The sequence below is a fragment of the uncultured Oscillibacter sp. genome (genome assembly GCF_910584465.1).
Taxonomy (GTDB): domain Bacteria; phylum Bacillota; class Clostridia; order Oscillospirales; family Oscillospiraceae; genus Oscillibacter.
On the sequence record NZ_CAJUBK010000018.1, the window covers coordinates 25940 to 41779 of the forward strand.

The following is a 15840-nucleotide window of genomic DNA, read 5'->3' on the forward strand; positions in this document are numbered from 1 at the left end:
TTTCGGGAAACGCATATACTGGGGATAGTTGAAACGATCGAAAGGAGCCCTCCGCTATGAGCTTACATCCTGCCGACCCCAAGACCACCGCCCCCAAACTCCTCCCGGCCTTCGGCGCGGAAAACGCCCTCCTCACCGCCGGGACCGCGGACCGCTGCAACACCATGACCATCGGCTGGTGCCAGCTGGGCCGCCTCTGGGGCCTCCAGACCTGCACGGTCTACGTGCGGCCCGAGCGCTATACCTATCGGTTCATGGAGGACAACGACTATTTCACCGTCTCCGTCCTCCCCGCGGACATGAAAACGGCCATGTCCGTCTGCGGCACCAAGAGCGGACGGGACATGGATAAGATCGCGGCCTGCGGCCTGACGGTCCGCACCGGCGCGGGCGGCGCCCCCTTCTTCGAGGAGGCGGAGCTGGTCCTGGTGTGCAAGAAGCTCTATGCCCAGGATATGGACCCCGCCGCCGTCCTGCCCGCCGGGGAGGAGGCCATCCTGCCCTCCTACGGCGCCAAGGGCGGCTGGCACCGGATCTACACCGGCCAGATCGTGGAGGCGTACTCTAAGGACCCGCGTCCATGACCGGGGGCGCCGGATGGGCGGGGAGGAGACCGCCCGGACGGTGCTCAGCGGCCGGGGACGCCGGCCCCAAATGACACGATAAGGAGAACTATGCGAGAAACAGACAAGATCCGAGACAAGGTGGTCCTCGTGGGCCTGAACTCCCCCGTGCTGAAACGGGATCAGAACGCCGACGAGGACACGCTGGAAGAACTTTCCGCCCTGGTGGAGACCGCCGGGGGCGAGACCGTGGGCATCGTCCTGCAGAACCGGAACAGCCCCGACCCCCGGACCTTCATCGGCGAGGGCAAGTGCGCCGAGGTGAAGCTCTACTGCGAGAACACCGAGGCCACCATGGTCATCTTCGACAACGACCTCTCCCCCTCCCAGCTCCGGGTGCTGACCGAGGTCCTGGGCGTCCAGGTCCTGGACCGTTGCGCCCTGATCCTGGACATCTTCGCCCAGCGGGCCAGGACGCGGGAGGGGCGGCTCCAGGTGGAGCTGGCCCAGTACCAATACCTCCTGCCCCGCCTGACCGGCATGTGGACCCACCTGGAGCGCCAGGCGGGCACCAGCGGCAGCGGGCCCATCGGCTCCAAGGGCCCCGGCGAGACCCAGCTGGAGACCGACCGGCGGCACATCCACCGGAAGATCGACAAGCTCCGGGAGGACCTGGAGGACGTGCGCCGGGTGCGGAGCACCCAGCGCCGCCAGCGGCAGAAGAACGAGATCCCCGTGGTGGCCCTGGTGGGCTATACGAACGCCGGGAAGTCCACCCTGCTCAACCGGCTCACCGGGGCGGGCATCCCGGCCAACGACCGGCTCTTCGACACCCTGGACACCACCAGCCGCCTGCTGGCGGTGGACGACACCCTGGACGTGGTCCTCAGCGACACGGTGGGCTTCATCCGCAAGCTCCCCCACCAGCTGGTGGAGGCGTTCAAGGCCACGCTGGAGGAGCTGGAGCACGCCGATCTGCTGCTCCACGTGGTGGACGTGTCCAGCCCGGACTGGCAGGAGCAGGCCCGGGTGGTGGAGGACCTGATCTTAGAGCTGGGCGCGGGGGAGCTGCCCCGCATCGACGTGTTCAACAAGTCCGACCTGCTCCCCCCGGGGGAGATCATGCCCCACGGGGAGGACATCTGCGCCGTCTCCGCCAGGACCGGCGAGGGCGTGGACAAGCTGCTGGAGACGATCGCCCGGCGGCTGGACAAGGGCGCCCGCCGGGTGACGGTCCGCCTGCCCTACGACCAGGGGGGCTTGCTGGACATGCTCTATCAGGAGGCCAAGGTGGAGAAGGTGGACTACGGCGCGACGATCGACGTGACGGCGGTCTGCGGTCCCCGGGCCCTGGGGCGGGTCGCGGCGTTCATCGACGGCTGAGGGCCAGCCCCTCCCCGGTGCGCAGGCCCAGGAGGAACGCCTGGATGGCCGTGAACTCCAGGGCCTTGTCCAGGTCCCGCCGCCCGTCGTCGCAGAGCACGTTGCGCAGAGCGTCCATAGGGTAAGCGTAAGCCCCCAGGGGCGCGGCCCCTAACTGGGGCTTGATGTAGTTGGCATAGAGCCAGAGCATGAAATCAGACATAAGGACCGCCTTTCTGAAATACCACAAAGTTGTCGTGTTTATCTGATTATAATGCTTAATAGATGTCGTGTCAAGGGGGTATTATGAAATTCCGAGAGAGGATCAAGGCTCTGCGAAAGGAGCAGGGGGAAACGCAGATCCAAACAGCGGCGGCGATTGGGCTTGCGGACCGTCACTATCAGCGCTTTGAAGCGGGCACGAATCTGCCCAGCTTCCAAAATATCATCGCCCTGGCGGACCATTTCCAGGTCAACACAGACTATCTGCTCGGCCGGACGGACGTCCGGGAGATGCTGCCGCCCCCTTCCGAAGAGGAGGCCGGGCATGAGTGAGGGCTACCGCGTCCCCTTCCAGGATGCCGAGACCGAGTTCACGGAAAAACGCTCCCGCTTCATCACGGACCTCTGGCGGGTGGAGTCCGAGGCCGAGGCCCGCGCCCGCCTGGAGGAGGTCCGCAGGCGGCACTACGACGCCCGGCACCACTGCTGGTGCTGCATCATCCGGGAGGGCGGCGTGGTCCGCTATTCCGACGACGGTGAGCCCCAGGGCACCGCCGGACAGCCCATGCTGAACGTCTTCCAGCGCCAGGAGGTCACCAACGTCTGCTGCGTGGTGACCCGCTATTTCGGCGGCGTGCTGCTGGGGGCGGGGGGCCTGAGCCGCGCCTACGGCCGGGGGGCCAGGGACGCCCTGGACGCGGCGGGCACCGCCTGGGTGAGCCGCTGGACGCTGTGGGACGTGCCCTGTCCCTACCCGCTGTTCGAGCGGCTGAAGCTGGAGACCGCGGCCCAGGGCGGCGTCCTCCGGGACGCGGAGTACGGGGCGGACGTGACGCTCCACACGGCCTTCCCGCCCGCAGGGGCGGAGGCGTTCGCCCGGCGGCTGACGGAGCTGTCCGCCGGGCAGCTCGCCATGATCCCGGCGGGGGAGGAGTACCTCCCCGGCCCCCGGGAGTGACGCACCGCCGGAGCGCGCGGCGGATACGGATACGAAGAGGACTGTCGAAAGCCGGCAGTCCTCTTCGTATTCAGTCATCCCTTGGCGGGGGCCTTGGCAGGGGCCTTCGCCGCCGCCTTCTTTTTCCGCTTCCGGACCCGGAGGACCGCCAGCAAGACCAGCAGGACGGCGGCGGCCAGCGCCAGCCACAGCGCTCCGTCCCCCTGGGCGGGGACGATGTGGAAGGTCCCGGCGGTCCCCTGGATGGTGACGATCAGGTAACTGCCGTTCACCTCCGCGTCCAGGCGGGTCTCGCCCCGGCCGTCCCGGAATTCCCGGACCTCAGCCTTTCCGCCGGTGGTGTTCAGGAGGCGGAAGGTCACCGCGTCCTCCGGGCCCAGGTCCGTGCCTCTCAGGCTGACCTCCCACCAGACGCCCACGGTCTCCACGTCAGGGTTCAGCGCGGGGGACTGGACGCGGAGCACGGCCTCCTCCGTAAACCGCCCCTCCGCCAGAGCCAGGGCCAGGGGGCCCTCTCGTTCCTCACTGGCGACCAGCGTCACCCAGGGAGCGTAAACCGCCTCCAGGATGATGTCCGAGTTCCGCCCGGAGACGTCGAACTCCGGCCATACGCCATAAAAGCCCTCCAGCTCCGGCACCGGCGGAAGCTGGATCTTACTCAGGTCCTGGCCATAGGTAAAGGGGATCTCCTTTACGGTCTCCCCGTCCGCCTTCAGCGTCAGGGTAAAGGCGGCGAACTCCGCCGGGACGTCCGGCAGGGCCCGCAGGACCTCGAAGGTCATGGGCTCGGCGATCCCGGCGTAGCTCACGCCGTCGATCCCGGCCACGCCGGTGTCGATGAAGGCGTTGTCCCGGATGTCCTCCAGGTCGCCGCTCCCGGCGATGGCCCCCACCCGCTCCGTGCCCTCCAGCACGGTGACGATGGCCCGGCACTCCCACACGCGGCCCACCCATCCGGCGATGCCGCCGATGTCGTCCACGCCGGAGAGGGCGCACTTGGCGAAGCTCTCCCGGATCACGCCGTCGCAAAAGCCCGCCACGCCGCCTACATAGCTCCCGCTGGCGCTGGAGACGGGACCGTAGTCCTCACAGCCCAGGGCGGTGCCCAGGTCCATCCGCCCCGCCAGGCCCCCCGCGCAGTCCTTCTTGGCGGTGACGGCGCCGTGGTTGACGCAGCTTTGCAAAACGGCCTTGGTCTCGTAGGTCCCGCCCAGGGACAGCTCCAGGTCGCCCTCGGGGTCCAGGCCGTACTCGATGGACATGGCCCCCACGATGCCGCCCACGTTCCGGTCGCCGTCCACCGCCGCCTCGTTCCGGCAGTTCTCCACCTTGCCGAAGCGGGTGGCGGCGATGTCCTCGTTGGACGTGTCCTCCAGGATCTCCCGGGGGGCGCTGTCCGCGCCGTCCCGGACGTCCGCCAGGGCGTCCAGCAGGACCTGGGAGACGGTGTTGAACTGGCGGCTGATGGCCCGCAGGTCGGAGGCGGAACGGTCCCCCGCCCGGTCCACCGCGCTGTGGAGGTCCTCCAGCTCCAGGCTGAGATCGGCGAGGGAGTCGAAGAGGCCCCGGCCCGCGTCCCGGGCGGCCTCGCCCAGGGGCGTGAGCTGGGTGGGTCCGTCCTCGGCCAGCCCCTGGACGGCGTCCCTCAGGATGTCGAAGGCCCGCTCCAGCCCACGGCCCACGGGGGCGGCGAGGGAGGCGGCGTCCGCCAGCTCCCGGACCGCGCCGCCAAGCTCCCCCGAGAGCCCGCCCAGGCCGTCCAGAGCGGTCTGGACGGCCCCGATGGCCTCGTTCAGGCGCCGGGAGGCGTCCCCGAGGCCCCGGAAGCCCGTGCCCGCCTCATCCAGGGAGGCTCGGACCTGCTCCCAGTCCAGCCCGGTATCCGCGCCGATGGTCCTCAGGGCCGCGCCCGCCTGCCGGAGGGCCGCCCCCATGCCCTTGAGGGCCGGGATCATCTGTCCGCGCAGGACCTCCCGGACGTCCTCCAGGGCGGGGAAGGCCCCCAGGGCCTCCCGGAGCGCATCCGCCGCCGCCCCGGCCTGTTCCAGGGCGGAGCCGAACCCCTCCAGGGCCTTGGCCAGGTCCGCCGCTGCGGCCTCCACGGCCTCCGAATCCCGGACCACGACGGCGCCGCGCAGGGCGTCCGCCGCCGCCCGGAGGTCCCCGACCGCCGCCGACAGGGCCTCCCCCGCCCGGCGGAAGATCCCGGCGGCGCGGCCGGCGTCGGCGGAAACGTCCGCGCCCCCGTCCGCCGCATCGCCCAGGGCGTCCAGCGCATCCTCCAGCCGGCGGGCCAGGCCCTCCATCCGCCCGGAAACATCGGAGAGCTCCTCCAGGGCGGGGACCGTGTCGTCCAGGGCCTTGGTGACCGCGGCGCTGAGGCTGTTGACGGACCCGACATTGCCGTCCACGAAGTCGGAAACGTGGTCCAGCAGGTCCTCCGTGTGGTCCCGGGCCTCGCCGGCGGTGCGGCCGATGCCGCTGAGGCGGGCGGAGATGCCGTCCCCGTCCTCCCCGGCCCGGTCCAGGGTCCGGCCGATCAGGTCTTCCAGGACGTCCAGCTCCCGGCGCAGGCGGTCCAGGGCCCCGCTGTCCGGGGAGAGGGCCACGTCCGGCTCCGCCTGGCCCACGATGCCGCCCACGTCCTTCCGGCCATAGACCTCGCCCCGGTTGGTGCAGCCGGAGAGGTGGCCGTCCTGCCGCCCGGCGATGCCGCCCACGTTGTAGCCCACATGGGGATAGCCCACGGCCCCGGTGTTCCGGCAGCTGTAGACGATGCCGCTGGACCAGCCCACGACGCCGCCGGTGTCGCTGTGGTTTTTCAGGAAGCCGCCCTCGCCGTCCCCGCCGGGGGCCTCCTCCAGGGAGAGGGCCAGGTCCTCCACGTCCATGCCGGTGTCCTCGTCGGGCGCGGCGGTGTTGACCTTGGCCCCGTTCTCGCACTGGAGCAGCGCGCCCAGGTTCCGGCCCGCCGTGCCGCCGGTGGACTCCTCCCCGGTGACGGAGCCGGAGACGAGGGCCCGGGCGATCTCTCCGGTCTCCCGGTTCCATCCCGCGATGCCGCCCACGTCGCTCCTGCCCTCCACGGAGCCGCGGAACGCGCAGTTCCGGACGGCCCCGGCGTTGTCGCCCACGATGCCGCCCACGCGGGCCGCGCTGCCCCCGGGGCGCACCACGCCGGCGACGCTCAGGTCCCGGACCACCGCCCCCTCCTGGAGGTAGCGGAAAAAGCCCATGTCCGACCCGGCGGCGGTGATGCGGAGCCCGGAGATCTGGTGCCCCTCCCCCAGGAACGTGCCGCCGAAGGTGGGGATGGGGGTGAACTCCCGTCCCCCCAGGTCCAGGTCCGCCGCCAGGCGGACGGTCTTGCCCCGGGACCAGGTGTCCAGGGAGCAGGATCTCGCGAACGCCTCCAGCTGGCCGACGGAGGAGATGGAGATCTCGGTCTCCGCCCCCCGGGCGGCAGACAGCGCCGGGCCCGCCAGCAGGCAGAGGGCCAGCAGGAGGGAGGCGCATCGTTCAAACAGTCGTTCCATCATGCTTCCTCCTTCCCGCCGTCCGGCAGCGCGGGGGCGTCGGGCGGCGCCTCGGAGGCGTCCTGGACGGCCCCGGACTCGATGGCGGCGTTGATGGTGCCGCGGAGCAGCCCGGTGAAGTCCGCGTCCACCATGCCCGAGACGTAGCCCCGGACGTGGCCGTCCAGCCGCAGGATGCCGCTGCGGCTCTGGATGGGCAGGCGGGCCTTGAGGGTGAAGGCGGTCTTCTCGATGATGATGTCCCCCAAAAGCAGGATCTGGGGCAGGATGCCCAGGACCAGGAAGATGGAGATCAGCGTGCCCCGGCCCAGGCATACGCCGATGGAGGAGATGGAGGGCGTGGTGGACAGGACGCCGATCAGCGCCCCCGCCGCCGCCAGGATGGTGCCGGAGGTGACGATGGTGGGGAACGCCTCGTTCAGCGACTCGATGACGGCGTCCTTCAGGGGCATCGCCTGCTTCAGCTCCGTGTAGCGGTTGGCGATGACGATGGCGTAGTCGATGTTCGCGCCCATCTGGATGGAGCTGACCACCAGATAGCTGAGGAAGAAGAGGTCCTCCTTCATCAGGTACGGGAAGGAGAAGTTGATCCAGACGCTCCCCTGGATGACCAGGATCAAGAGCACGGGCAGGCCGGAGGATTTGAACGTGAACATCAGCACCAGGATGACGAAGACGATGGTCAGCACCCCGATGACGATGTTGTCCTTCTCGAAGGAGCTGGAGAGGTCGAAGTCGCTGGTGGAGTTGCCCACGATGAGGAAGTCGTCGTAATACTGCCCGGCGGCCTCATGGAGGGTGTCCAGGAAGGCGAAGGTCTCCGGGCTCTCCTCCGGCAGATCCAGCTGGAGCACCAGGCGGCTGTGCTCCCCGCCCTTCAGCTGGAGCTGGGCGTCGGTGAGCTGGGCGTGCAGGTCCTCGATGGTCGAGGTCATGTCGTCGTCCAGGGTGACATAGCCCTCCTCCATCTGGTCGTAGACGAAGAGGAACATGTCCAGCAGGGGCACACCGTAGCTGTCCAGCCCGGCCACGACCCGGCCATAGCTCTCCTGGTTCACGGCGTAGGCCGTGTAGAGGAGCCGGGCCACCTCCACGTCCAGGTCCGTCAGCTCGGCGAACTGCCGGGGCGTCAGCTTGTCGGTGAGGACATAGCCGTCCATGGCCTCGATGTTGGCAAGGCCCAGCACGCTCTCGATCTCGGGCATCTCCTCCAGGTCCCGGAGGAGGCGTCCCTCCCGCTCATAGTCCCCGGCGGGGACCATGACCGCGATGGTGTTCACGGCCCCGAAGGTCCCGTCCACCTTCTGCTGGGCGATCTGAGACTCGTTCTGCCGCATGGTGGTCAGGGTGGTCTGCCCGTAGACGTAGGGGCAGCGGCCGGAGAAGACGAAGCCGCCGATCAGCAGGACCAGGAAGATGGGCGGCATGATGTACCGGGTCTTGACGGCCAGGCGGCCCCAGGCCGTGATCTTGGGGACGAAGCTGCGGTGGTGGGTCCGGTCGATGAGGCTGGAGAAGCTCATGAGGAGCCCCGGCATCAGGGTGAAGACGGCCAGCAGGCTCAGCACGATGGCCTTCATCAGGATGACGCCCAGGTCCTTGCCGATGCCGAAGCGCATGAAGCACATGGCCCCCAGGCCCGACAGCGTGGTCAGGGAGCTGCCCGCGATCTCGGGGATCGCCTTGCTCAGGGCGGTGACCACGGCCTCCCGCGCCTGCTGGTGCTCCCGTTCCTCGGTGTAGCGGTGGCAGAGGATGATGGCGTAGTCGATCGCCAGCGCCAGCTGCAGCACCACGGCCACGGAGTTGGACACGAAGGAGATCTCCCCGAAGAGGAAGTTGGTCCCCTTGTTCAAAAGCGCCGCCATGCCGAAGGTGGCCAGCAGGACGGGGATCTCCATGTAGGTATGGGAGGTGAACAGCAGGACCAGCAGGATGATGGCCACCGCGATGACCATGACCACCTGCATCTCCGCGTCCAGGCTGGCGGAGGCGGAATTGCCCGTGTCCCCGGTGATGTAAAGGTCATAGCCCGTCAGGGCCTCCTTCACCCGCTCCAGGGCGTCCAGGCTGATCTGGTCCCCGGCGGCGCCGCCGTAGGTGATGGAGAACAGCGCCGCGCCGTCGACATAGTGCTCTTCGGAGCCGTCGAACTCCACGCCCGAAACGCCCTCCAGGCCCTCCAGCTCCTCCGCCAGCGCCTCCGCCCGGGCGTAGTCGATGTTGTCCACCAGGACGCGGTTGGTGCCGAAGGTGACGAACTCCTCCTCCATGACGGTGAGGCCCCGGCGGGTCTCCGTCTCGGCGGGGAGGTAGCTGGTGAGGTCGTCGTTGACCTCCACCCAGCCGCTGGCGAAGACGCAAAAAATGGCGAGTCCGATGTACAGCAGGTAGAATGCCTTCCGTTTGTCCACGATGAAGGCCGCCAGCCGCTCGATCGGGCTCTGCTTCTGGTCGGTGCTCTGCTGGTCCAAGGATGCCGCTCCCTTTCTTGCCCCCGGATACGGGGGATGCTGCGATCTCTTTTTTTATCATATACCAGAGGCCATGGAAAATCAAGTTAAGAAGGGCTACCCAAACGGGGAAAAACGTGGTATGATATTAGAATTAGAGTCCCACCGGACCCCGGTACTACAGGAGGCGGAGCCATGCGCAAACAGATACGGGCCCTGGCGGCGGCGCTGATGCTGTCGGCGGCCCTCAGCGGCTGCGGCGGCATCCAGCTCGAGTTCAACCCGGAAGAGCTTTACGCCCTGCCGGAGCTGCCCGCCAAATATACGGAGCTGAACGCCCAGCTCAACGAGATCTTGGAAGACGGCGCGGAATACGCCGCGCCCGCCTCCGGCACCAACATCCAGCCCGTCCAGCTGACGGACCTGGACGGCGACGGGCTCCAGGAGGCGGTGGCCTTCTTCCGAAAGCCCGAGGACGAGAGGCCCCTGAAGATCCACATCTTCTCCGTCCGCGGCGACAGCTACCGGCAGACCGCCGTCATCGAGGGCAGCGGCGCTTCCGTCTACAGCGTGGTCTACAGCGACCTGGACGGCGACGGGAAGACGGAGCTGATCGTGGGCTGGCGGGTCAACGCCGAGCTCCAGGCCCTGTCGGTCTACGCCCTGGGCCCCGGCGGGCCGGCGGAGCTGCTCCGCAGCGTCAGCTACGTCCGCTATGCCTGTGTGGACCTGGACAGCGACGGCCTGCAGGAGCTGGTGGTCCTCCACGCCGACGAGGAGGGCGAGGGCGTGGCCGACCATTACGACTGGCTGGACGGGACCCTGGTGCCCCTGTCCCCGGCCCGCATCTCCGTCACCATGGCGGAGCTGAGCCAGCAGGGCCGCCTGAGCGTCGGGAAGCTCCGGGGCGGCGAGCCCGCCCTGTTCGTCACCGGCGTGACGGAGCAGTCCGGCGCGGTGACGGACATCCTGGCCCTGCGGAACGGGGAACTGACCAACATCGTCCTTTCCGAGGCCACGGGGGTCTCCGGGGAGATCGCCCCCTTTTACAGCCTCTATCCCTCGGACATCAACGGCGACGGCCTGACGGAGGTCCCCATCCCCATCTCTCCCGACGGGTCGCCCCCCTTCCACCGGGTGGACTGGCGGGCCTACCGTCTGGACGGCACCGGGGAGCGGGTCACCAGCACCTACCACTGCGTGGAGGACGGCTGGTACCTCCAGGTCCCCGACGCCTGGGTGGACCACGTGGAGGCGGAGCGCAGCGGCGTCTCCGGCGAGTCCAGCGTCACCTTCTACACGCTGGACGAGGACGGCAGCCGGGGCGGGGCCATCCTGCGGATCAGCGCCCTCACCGGCTCGGGCCGGGAGGTCCGGGCCACCCGGGGCAACCGCTTCCCCCTCAGCCGCCAGCCCGCCGCCATCTTCACCGCCGAGCTGCCGGAGACCCCGCCCTGGGACCATGCCCTGACGGCGGAGGAGGTCCGCGGGGCGTTCAGCCTCATCGCCCGGGAGTGGATCCCGGGAGACAATTGACGCGGGCGCATGCGCGCCCCGGCGGAGGATCCCCTGTCCAAAAACGCGGCCCATCCCGCGCGCCGGCGGGCTCCGCCCGTTTCGAAGGCCGTCCCCCGGCCTTCCGACATCTCCACGATACCAGCGGATACCAGTGTAAGAGCGAAAGGAATGGACACGATGAAAAAAGTGTTGGTTTTAGAAGACGAGGCCAGCATCCGCGGCTTCATCGTCATCAACCTGCGCCGGGCGGGCTATGACGTCATCGAGGCCGAGAGCGGCGAACAGGCCATGGAGCTCCTGAAGGAGAACCCGGACGCGCGGGTCGCCCTGCTGGACATCATGCTCCCGGGCATCGACGGCTTCGAGGTCTGCCGCCGCATCCGGGCCACCAACAGCCGGATCGGCATCATCATGCTCACCGCCCGGTCCCAGGAGATGGACAAGGTGACGGGCCTGATGACCGGGGCCGACGACTATGTGACCAAGCCCTTCTCCCCGGCGGAGCTCACCGCCCGGGTGGACGCCCTGGTCCGCCGCTCCGGCGGCGAAGATCCCCTCCCCCAGGCCACCGGGGAGCTGAGCCAGCCCCCCTTCCTGCTGAACACCCGGAACCGGACCCTGGAGAAGAACGGCCAGCGGATCAAGCTGACCCAGGTGGAATACTCCATCATGCGGGTCTTCATGGAGAACCCCGGCAAGGCCCTGTCGCGGGAGGAGATCTTGGACATGGTCTGGGGCCGGGACTACTTCGGGGAGCTGAAGATCGTGGACGTGAACATCCGCCGCCTGCGTCTGAAGATCGAGGACAACGTGCAGAACCCCGCCTATATCACCACGGTCTGGGGCTACGGCTATAAATGGGGGCTGTGATGGAAGGCCCGATCATGGAAAAGGAACAGCGGTGGAGCTCCCTCCGCCTGCGGGGCCTGCGGCAGCGGTGGATCTTCAACTCCATCCTCCCCATCGCGGCCTTGCTGGTGCTGGTGGTGACGCTGTTCTCCGCGGGCGTGTCCAACTATTACTACGGCACCATGCAAAAGGGCCTGGAGACCCGCGCCCAGGCCCTGGCCAACTCCTTCAACGAGTATTTCATGGACAACGGCTTCAGCAGCTACTACCAAAAGGCCGTCCAGTCCGCCGAGAGCTTCGAGGACAAGAACCGCATCGAGCTCCAGTTCATCGGCTCCAGCGGGCGCATCCAGGTCTCCACCTCCGGCCTGACGGCGGGCACCTCCCCGGGGACGGACGACATCCTCCGGGCCCTCCAGGGGACCGAGTCCGCGCCGTCGCCCTATCAGGGCCGGGACCTGGAGACCGGGGAGGAGATCCTGGCGGTGTCCTGCCCCCTGACCGTCAACGGCCGGGTGGTGGGCGTCATGCGGCTGGTGACCTCCCTGCGGGCGGTGGACCGGCAGGTGATGACGGCGGTGCTGGCGATCTTCCTCATCGCCCTTTTGTGCATGCTGCTGGTGGTGTTCTCCAACCTGCTGTTCATCAACAACGTGGTGGAGCCCGTGGCGGTGGTGACGGAGGCGGCCAAGCGCATCTCCGCCGGGAGCTACGGCGCCCGCATCGAGAACAAATACTCCGACGAGCTGGGGGAGCTGGTGGACAACATCAACGACATGTCCCTGAAGATCAGCCAGAACGAGAAGATGAAGAGCGAGTTCATCTCCTCCGTCTCCCATGAGCTGCGCACCCCCCTGACGGCCATCAACGGCTGGGGGGAGACCATCCTGGAGGACGACCTCACCGACGATCCCGAGCAGCTCCGCCGGGGCATCCGGGTCATCGTCAACGAGTCCCGGCGCCTGTCCAACATGGTGGAGGAGCTGCTGGAGTTCTCCAAGATGGAGGACGGCCGCTTCACCCTCCAGATTGAGGACGTGGATCTCCAGGCGGAGCTGGAGGACGCCATCTTCACCTATCAGGAGCTGTTCCGCCAGGACGGCATCGCCCTGGAATACCACCCCGGCGACGGGGACCTGCCCCTGATCCGGGGGGACTCGGAGCGGCTGAAGCAGGTCTTCTGCAACGTGCTGGACAACGCCGCCAAGCACGGCGGCGCGGGCCGGCGCATCACCGCCTCCATCGACCAGGAGGGGAGCGTCCAGGTGGTCCGGGTCCGGGACTACGGCCCTGGCATCCCGGAGCAGGAGCTGCCCTTCGTGAAGCAGAAATTCTATAAGGGGACCTCCAGGGCCCGGGGCAGCGGCATCGGCCTGGCGGTCTGCGACGAGATCGTGGGCCTCCACGGCGGCACCTTCACCATCGGCAACGCCGACGGCGGCGGCGCGGTGGTCACGATCAAGCTCCCGGTGCGGGCCTAACTTAAAGAGGGGACTGCGTCCCCCCTTCAGATCCCCCCTGTCCTGTTGGGGACCTGGGGGCGGACGGGGTGCGGTGTGTCTAACGGAGTGCGTCCTGACACCAGTGACTCGGTCACTGGTGTGCGCGCCCCCGGGGCGCGCGGGTCGAGGTATTTTCCTGACGCGCATGTCGTCAGGAAAATGATTTTGATCCTTTTCCCGCCTCCGGCGGAAAAACCGGGGACCGCAGGTCCCCTGGCCCCTCCTTCCGAACGATCCATCGTGTGACACACAATGGATCGTTCGGCGAATGGTAAGCCGGTGTCTGTGAGAATCAAACGGGCGTTTGCTTTTTGTGACGCCCTGTGCTATACTATATCGACGCGATCGACGCATAGAAAGGAAACTCCATGGCAGAAGAAAAAAGATCCTGCGCCTTCCGCACCAGCATCGGCGGGCAGGCACTCATCGAGGGCATTTTGATGCGGGGCCCGGAGAAACAGGCCGTCGTGGTCCGGGACCAGGAGGGGGACCTGGTGGAGAAAGTGGAGGACCTCCGCTTCATCAAGGACCGCTATCCCATCCTGGGCTTCCCCCTCATCCGGGGGACCGTGAACTTCCTGGACTCCATGGTCAACGGGGTCAAGGCCCTGATGTACTCCGCCGACTTCTACCCCGACGACGAGGCCGCTCAGCCCTCCAAATTTGAGCTGTGGCTGGAAAAGCACCTCTCCAGCAAGAAGCTGGAGAGCGCCGTGGTGGCCCTGGCGGTCGTGCTGGGCGTGGGCATGTCCGTGTTCCTCTTCATGGTGCTGCCCACCCTCCTGACGGGGGCCATCCTGCACTTTTTCCCCGGCTTCCCCCTGTGGGGGCGGAACTTCGTGGAGGGCCTTTTGAAGGTGGTCATCTTCCTGATCTACCTCATCGCCTGCTCGAAGCAGAAGGACATCTACCGGGTCTTCCAATACCACGGGGCGGAACACAAGACCATCTTCTGCTACGAGGCGGGGCTGCCGCTGACGGTGGAGAACGTCCGGATCCAGCCCCGGCACCATCCCCGGTGCGGGACGAGCTTCCTGTTCGTGGTCATCTGCGTGTCCATCCTCTTCTCCAGCATCTTCTTCGGCATCTGGCCCATCACCAACGCCTGGCTGCGCACGGCGGTGCACCTGCTGCTGCTGCCGCTGGTGGTGGGCGTGACCTATGAGTTCAACCGCTGGGTGGGGCGGCACGTCCAGGAGAGCGCCCTGGCCAAGGTCCTGACGGCCCCCGGCCTATGGATGCAGAACTTCACCACCAACGAGCCGGACGACGGCATGATCGAGTGCGCCATCCGGTCGCTGGAGCTGGTGCTGCCCTCCGAAAAAGGAAAAGACGAATGGTGAGGTGATTCCCCTTGGCGATCACGTACAACGACCTGTATCTGGACGTCCGCCAGACCCTCCGGGGCAGCGGCGTGGAGGCCGCGACCCTGGAGGCCCGGGAGCTGGTCTGCTTCGGCACCGGCAAGAGCCGGGAGGAGCTCCAGCGCGACAGCCGCCTCTACGCCTCCCCCGAGCGGGAGGCCCAGGTCCGGCGGCTGGTGGAGCGGCGGCTGGCGGGGGAGCCGGTGGCCTACCTCATCGGCGAATGGGAGTTCTACGGCCTCCCCCTGGACATCTCCCAGGACGTGCTGATCCCCCGCCCCGACACCGAGGTGCTGGCCGAACAGGCCATCGCCTACATACAGACGCTGGGCGAGTGCCGGGTGCTGGACCTGTGCGCGGGGAGCGGGTGCGTCGGCCTCGCCATCGCCTCCCAGGCCCCCCAGGCCCGGGTGTCCCTGGGCGAGATCGACGACAGCGCCCTGAAGATCTGCCGCCAGAACATCCGGCGCTGCGGCCTCTCCGCCCGGGTGTCCCCCATCCAGGCGGACGCGCTGGAGAAGCCCCTCCGGTCCCTGGGGGAGTTCCACTGCATCGTCTGCAACCCGCCCTACATCCCCACCGCTGACATCGCCGGCCTGGAGCCCTCCGTCCGGGACTACGAGCCCCATCTGGCCCTGGACGGCGGGGCGGACGGCCTGGACTTCTACCGCTCCATCACCCAAAGCTGGCGGGAGGCCCTGGTCCCCGGCGGGAGGCTGTATCTCGAGGTCGGCATCGGGCAGGCCGACCGGGTCCTGCGCCTCATGCGGGGCCAGGGCTTCGGCGACCTGCAGGTCGTCAAGGACCACCACAAGATCCCAAGAGTGGTGCTGGGCACCCTCTGCCAAGAGATTTGAACAGGAGGACTATCATGGAAAAACGGCTCTATAAGATCGACCAAGGCAAGATGGTGGACGGCGTGTGCGGCGGCATCGCCCAGTACTTCGGCCTGGACCCCACTCTGGTGCGGCTGGCCTGGGTCCTCTTCTGCGCCATGGGCGGCAGCGGCGTCCTTGCCTATATCGTCGCCGCCGTCATCATCCCCAGGGACCCGGGCATTTATTGAGACTATTTTATAGACTACCTATATAAGTATCGGGAGGAACATACACATGGCAAAAGACAAAGCGCCCCTGCCCTCCGCGGCCCCGGCGGCGGACAAGAAGAAAGCCATCGACAGCGCCATGAGCCAGATCGAGAAGATGTACGGCAAGGGCTCCATCATGCGCCTGGGCGACCGGACCGCCATGAACGTGGAGGTCATCCCCACCGGATCCCTGGCCCTGGACGTGGCCCTGGGCATCGGGGGCCTGCCCAAGGGGCGGATCGTCGAGATCTATGGGCCGGAGTCCTCCGGCAAGACCACCCTGGCCCTCCACGTCGTCGCCGAGGCCCAGAAGCGGGGCGGCGAAGTGGCCTTCGTGGACGCGGAGCACGCCCTGGATCCCACCTATGCCCACGCCCTGGGCGTGAAGGTGGAGGACATGCTGATCTCCCAGCCGGACACCGGCGA

General features: G+C 67.8%; 14 protein-coding genes. 11 read left to right on the forward strand and 3 right to left on the reverse strand.

Annotated features, from left to right (window positions below; translation table 11 throughout):
* Positions 1 to 56 precede the first annotated feature (56 nt).
* Positions 57 to 584, forward strand: coding sequence for a flavin reductase family protein (locus QZ332_RS06355; protein WP_295763758.1), 528 nt, complete (start codon positions 57 to 59; stop codon positions 582 to 584).
* 90 nt (positions 585 to 674) lie between these two features.
* The gene (gene hflX / locus QZ332_RS06360) at positions 675 to 1946 is read left to right on the forward strand and encodes a GTPase HflX (protein WP_295763761.1); all 1272 of its coding nucleotides are present in this window, start codon (positions 675 to 677) and stop codon (positions 1944 to 1946) included.
* Here hflX and QZ332_RS06365 read toward each other — a convergent pair.
* Complete coding sequence (locus tag QZ332_RS06365; protein WP_295763764.1) at positions 1933 to 2148, reverse strand: hypothetical protein; 216 nt, start codon at positions 2146 to 2148, stop codon at positions 1933 to 1935. The two genes, hflX and QZ332_RS06365, sit on opposite strands and share 14 nt — an antisense overlap.
* Before the next feature lie 83 nt (positions 2149 to 2231).
* Between QZ332_RS06365 and QZ332_RS06370 the strand changes: the two genes are divergently transcribed.
* Together QZ332_RS06370 and QZ332_RS06375 are read left to right on the forward strand one after the other, a co-directional pair.
* A complete protein-coding gene (locus tag QZ332_RS06370; protein ID WP_295763767.1) occupies positions 2232 to 2480 on the forward strand; it encodes a helix-turn-helix domain-containing protein in 249 nt (82 codons plus the stop codon).
* Complete coding sequence (locus QZ332_RS06375) at positions 2473 to 3105, forward strand: YigZ family protein (RefSeq protein ID WP_295763770.1); 633 nt, start codon at positions 2473 to 2475, stop codon at positions 3103 to 3105. The genes QZ332_RS06370 and QZ332_RS06375 overlap by 8 nt, the downstream gene beginning before the upstream one ends.
* 74 nt (positions 3106 to 3179) lie before the next feature.
* Here QZ332_RS06375 and QZ332_RS06380 read toward each other — a convergent pair whose 3' ends face one another.
* Positions 3180 to 6641: a hypothetical protein gene (locus tag QZ332_RS06380; protein WP_295763772.1), complete on the reverse strand. Its 3462-nt coding sequence runs from the start codon at positions 6639 to 6641 to the stop codon at positions 3180 to 3182.
* A complete protein-coding gene (locus QZ332_RS06385; RefSeq protein ID WP_295763774.1) occupies positions 6641 to 9115 on the reverse strand; it encodes an RND family transporter in 2475 nt (824 codons plus the stop codon). Before QZ332_RS06385 ends, QZ332_RS06380 begins: the two co-directional genes overlap by 1 nt.
* 174 nt (positions 9116 to 9289) lie before the next feature.
* Between QZ332_RS06385 and QZ332_RS06390 the strand changes: the two genes are divergently transcribed.
* From QZ332_RS06390 to QZ332_RS06420, 7 genes are all read left to right on the forward strand, one after another.
* On the forward strand, positions 9290 to 10630 hold the full coding sequence (locus QZ332_RS06390; RefSeq protein WP_295763776.1) for a VCBS repeat-containing protein: 1341 nt from the start codon (positions 9290 to 9292) through the stop codon (positions 10628 to 10630).
* A 159-nt stretch (positions 10631 to 10789) separates the two neighbouring features.
* The gene (locus QZ332_RS06395; protein WP_295763779.1) at positions 10790 to 11482 is read left to right on the forward strand and encodes a response regulator transcription factor; all 693 of its coding nucleotides are present in this window, start codon (positions 10790 to 10792) and stop codon (positions 11480 to 11482) included.
* Positions 11483 to 11496: 14 nt separating this feature from the next.
* Positions 11497 to 12942, forward strand: coding sequence for a HAMP domain-containing sensor histidine kinase (locus QZ332_RS06400; RefSeq protein ID WP_295763781.1), 1446 nt, complete (start codon positions 11497 to 11499; stop codon positions 12940 to 12942).
* A 389-nt stretch (positions 12943 to 13331) separates the two neighbouring features.
* Positions 13332 to 14306, forward strand: coding sequence for a DUF1385 domain-containing protein (locus QZ332_RS06405; protein ID WP_295763784.1), 975 nt, complete (start codon positions 13332 to 13334; stop codon positions 14304 to 14306).
* An 11-nt stretch (positions 14307 to 14317) separates the two neighbouring features.
* On the forward strand, positions 14318 to 15184 hold the full coding sequence (gene prmC, locus QZ332_RS06410; protein ID WP_295763787.1) for a peptide chain release factor N(5)-glutamine methyltransferase: 867 nt from the start codon (positions 14318 to 14320) through the stop codon (positions 15182 to 15184).
* 14 nt (positions 15185 to 15198) lie between these two features.
* On the forward strand, positions 15199 to 15393 hold the full coding sequence (locus tag QZ332_RS06415; RefSeq protein ID WP_363323974.1) for a PspC domain-containing protein: 195 nt from the start codon (positions 15199 to 15201) through the stop codon (positions 15391 to 15393).
* Positions 15394 to 15439: 46 nt separating this feature from the next.
* On the forward strand, positions 15440 to 15840 hold a 401-nt coding region (locus QZ332_RS06420), incomplete at its 3' end, for an ATPase domain-containing protein (protein ID WP_295763790.1).

Bases quoted from the DNA above. Each gene is read 5' to 3' on its own strand.
- QZ332_RS06355 (WP_295763758.1), top strand. From the start codon at position 57: ATGAGCTTACATCCTGCCGACCCCAAGACCACCGCCCCCAAACTCCTC.
- hflX (WP_295763761.1), top strand. From the start codon at position 675: ATGCGAGAAACAGACAAGATCCGAGACAAGGTGGTCCTCGTGGGCCTG.
- QZ332_RS06365 (WP_295763764.1), bottom strand. From the start codon at position 2,148: ATGTCTGATTTCATGCTCTGGCTCTATGCCAACTACATCAAGCCCCAG.
- QZ332_RS06370 (WP_295763767.1), top strand. From the start codon at position 2,232: ATGAAATTCCGAGAGAGGATCAAGGCTCTGCGAAAGGAGCAGGGGGAA.
- QZ332_RS06375 (WP_295763770.1), top strand. From the start codon at position 2,473: ATGAGTGAGGGCTACCGCGTCCCCTTCCAGGATGCCGAGACCGAGTTC.
- QZ332_RS06380 (WP_295763772.1), bottom strand. From the start codon at position 6,641: ATGGAACGACTGTTTGAACGATGCGCCTCCCTCCTGCTGGCCCTCTGC.
- QZ332_RS06390 (WP_295763776.1), top strand. From the start codon at position 9,290: ATGCGCAAACAGATACGGGCCCTGGCGGCGGCGCTGATGCTGTCGGCG.
- QZ332_RS06395 (WP_295763779.1), top strand. From the start codon at position 10,790: ATGAAAAAAGTGTTGGTTTTAGAAGACGAGGCCAGCATCCGCGGCTTC.
- QZ332_RS06400 (WP_295763781.1), top strand. From the start codon at position 11,497: ATGGAAAAGGAACAGCGGTGGAGCTCCCTCCGCCTGCGGGGCCTGCGG.
- QZ332_RS06405 (WP_295763784.1), top strand. From the start codon at position 13,332: ATGGCAGAAGAAAAAAGATCCTGCGCCTTCCGCACCAGCATCGGCGGG.
- QZ332_RS06415 (WP_363323974.1), top strand. From the start codon at position 15,199: ATGGAAAAACGGCTCTATAAGATCGACCAAGGCAAGATGGTGGACGGC.